The 2,677-nt window shown below is 68.5% G+C and carries 3 protein-coding genes and 1 tRNA gene; 2 read left to right on the top strand and 2 right to left on the bottom strand.

Translation table 11 applies throughout. The features are described from left to right. The coding region (gene glmU / locus ACFQEU_RS14230; RefSeq protein ID WP_379783220.1) for a bifunctional sugar-1-phosphate nucleotidylyltransferase/acetyltransferase at nt 1–981 on the top strand (981 nt) is incomplete at its 5' end. A gap of 10 nt (nt 982–991) precedes the next feature. Here the strand turns inward: glmU and ACFQEU_RS14225 are convergent. Together ACFQEU_RS14225 and ACFQEU_RS14220 are read right to left on the bottom strand one after the other, a co-directional pair. Then, complete coding sequence (locus tag ACFQEU_RS14225) at nt 992–1,468, bottom strand: efflux RND transporter periplasmic adaptor subunit (RefSeq protein WP_379783218.1); 477 nt, start codon at nt 1,466–1,468, stop codon at nt 992–994. Between the two features lie 122 nt (nt 1,469–1,590). Next, nucleotides 1,591–1,744, bottom strand: a tRNA-Met gene (locus ACFQEU_RS14220). Nucleotides 1,745–1,941: 197 nt separating this feature from the next. Here ACFQEU_RS14220 and ACFQEU_RS14215 point away from each other — a divergent pair. Beyond that, on the top strand, nt 1,942–2,677 hold a 736-nt coding region (locus ACFQEU_RS14215; protein ID WP_465261155.1), incomplete at its 3' end, for a DUF7115 domain-containing protein.

Raw genomic sequence — 2,677 nt, 5'->3', positions numbered from 1 at the left:
TGGCCGATACCGGTCGACACCGTCGAGCAGGCCGAACAGCGCGGCACCGCTGACGCCGTGCGGACGGCTCGCCCCGCGCTCGACGACGCCCCGTTCGTCGTGTTGAACGGCGACGTGCTCTACGACCGCGCCTCGCTCGCGGCGCTGTACGACGCCGACGCCGCGGTGGGCTCCTATCGCGTCGAGAACCCGTCGGCCTACGGCGTGTTACGCGTCGAGGACGGGCGAGTGCTGGAGGTGGTAGAGAAGCCCGACGACCCGCCCTCGGATCTCGTAAACACGGGCGCGTACGTCTTCCCGGCGGCGGCGCTGTCGTGGCTCGACGTGGACGAGAGCGACCGCGGCGAGCTCGAACTCACCGACGTTCTCCAGCGCGCCTGCGAGACGACCGACGTGCGGTCGATCCCCTTCGACCGCTGGCTGGACGTGGGGCGACCGTGGGAGCTGCTCGCGGCCAACGAGTGGACGCTCGCGGAGCTCGACCGCGAGGTCGGCGGCGAGGTGAGCGACGACGCCGAGCTCCGCGGCGATGTCGTCGTCGAGAACGGCGCGACGATCGAGCCGGGCGTCGTGATCGAGGGGCCGGCGTACGTAAGCGCCGGGAGTCACGTCGGGCCGAACGCCTACCTCAGAGGGGCGACCTACCTCGGTCCCGACACTCGGGTGGGCCACGGCGTCGAGGTGAAAAACAGCGTCGTGATGGCCGGCTCGGCGGTGCCACACCTCACCTATCTCGGCGACAGCGTGCTCGGAACCGACGTCAACCTCGGCGCGGGGACGACCGTCGCGAACCTCAGACACGACGGTGCGCCCGTCGAGCTCACGGTGAAGGGGGACCGCGTCAGTACGGGGCGACGGAAGTTCGGGATCGTCTGTGGCGATGGGGTCAAAACCGGAATCAACTGCACGATCAACGCGGGCGTGACCCTCTCGGCCGACGCCACGGTCGCGCCCGGCGAGACGGTGCTGCGGGATCGCTAGCCGACGCCGGCTACTGGCCGCCGTCGTCGCCCTCCGCGGGCTGTCCTTCCTGGAACTCTTGGAACTGGGCCGCGGAGACGAGCGCGCCGACGTCGTCGTTGTCGAGCGCCGCGATCACCGCGGCAGGGTCGCCGTCGACGAGGAGTGCGCCGACCTGATCGCTGCTGTCGACGACATCGAGCCCGTCAGTCTCGGCGGCGTACGACTCGACGGCGTCCACCGCGTCCCCCAAGGCCTCGATCTGGGCGGCCTGGAACTCGGCCTGTGCCTCCTCCTGGCTGATCTCCTCGTCTTCGAGCTGTTGTTGGATCTCCGCTTCGCGCTCGGCCATGCGCTCGTCGATGTCGACAGCGACGGTTGCGACTCCCGCCGATCCGTCCGTATCCGGTACCGGTTCGTCACCGTCGAGCGCGCTACAGCCGGCGATCGAGAGGGCGGTTCCGGTCGCTGCCGCGCCGAGAACCTGGCGTCGTGAGGCGTCTTTCATATCACCCGCTTCGGTTCCGGAGGTATGTGTCTTCCGTTGAAACGACGCGGGGGTCCTGTGGAGGGTGGACATCGAGTCGTGGACGCAGGGCTCGGCGATCAGTCGTTCGGGAAGGAGAGGGATGGCCGGGGTGGGCTCCGAACCCACGATCTCCGCATGTCCCAGGTCCGAGGCTCGGCGGAGCCACGGGAAGGACGCGGACGCTTCCAAGGCGTCACCGCACCGAATCTCCGAACCCTATGAGTGCGGCGCTATGTCCAGCTAAGCCACCCGGCCTCACCCTTTCGTACCGCGATGAGACCCTTTAACCTTCCCATCCGTCGGAACCGTGGCAGACGATGACAGGCCGAGATGATAACAGATCGAGACGATGACAGGCCGAGATGATAACAGATCGAGATGATGACAGGCCGGATCCAGTCGCGAGAACCGGACCCCGCGGATTTATGCCGGACGCCCCGGACGTTCGGCGTATGAGCCTTCCCGAACTACTGTCCGGGGCCGTCGGCGACGAGGAAGTCGTCGCCGAGGTCCCGCTCGGGGGAGACGATGTCCTCGCGGTCACGCCGACGCGAACGCTCGTGTACCGGGCGGACGGCCTCCTCTCCGACGAGTCGGTCGAGGAGTACGGTCACGACGCCGAGCGGATCGCGGTGTCGACCGGCCGACGCAAGTCGAAGATCGTTCTCGGCTACGGGCTCGACGGGGACGAAACGCTCTCGCTCCCGACGAAACGCGTCGATGACGCGCTCCACCCGATCCTCGCCGGCGTGCTGTCGGCGACGGGGGTCACGGAGCCCGGAGAGTCGGTCAGACGGACGTTCCGGTTCTCGGAGCTCACCCTCGTCGTCACCGACAGCCGGCTCGTGAAACACGTCGGCTCGGCGGTGTGGGACGAGGAGTTCGAGGAGTTCCCGTACGCGAACCTGACCGACCTCGACTTCGAGGAGGGGACCGTCGCCACCGCAGTCGTGCTCGCCCACGACGGTCGGTCGGAGCGGTTCAAAGCCCCCAACGAGTCCGCCCGTGCCGTCCGGGAGACCCTCGTCGACGCGGTGTGTGCGTTCCACGAGGTCGGTAGTTTGGAGGAGTTCCGAGTGACGGCGGCCGACGACGCTGACGACGCGGACGCGAGCGAGTCCGCGGGCACGACCGATTTCGGCGAGGGGCCGGATCCGCTGTCGGCCTCGCCGGTCGCCGACGCGGAGG

The sequence above is a fragment of the Halorubrum tibetense genome, assembly GCF_042661865.1.
Lineage (GTDB): Archaea > Halobacteriota > Halobacteria > Halobacteriales > Haloferacaceae > Halorubrum > Halorubrum tibetense.
This window is presented reverse-complemented; position numbering and strand designations above follow the sequence as displayed.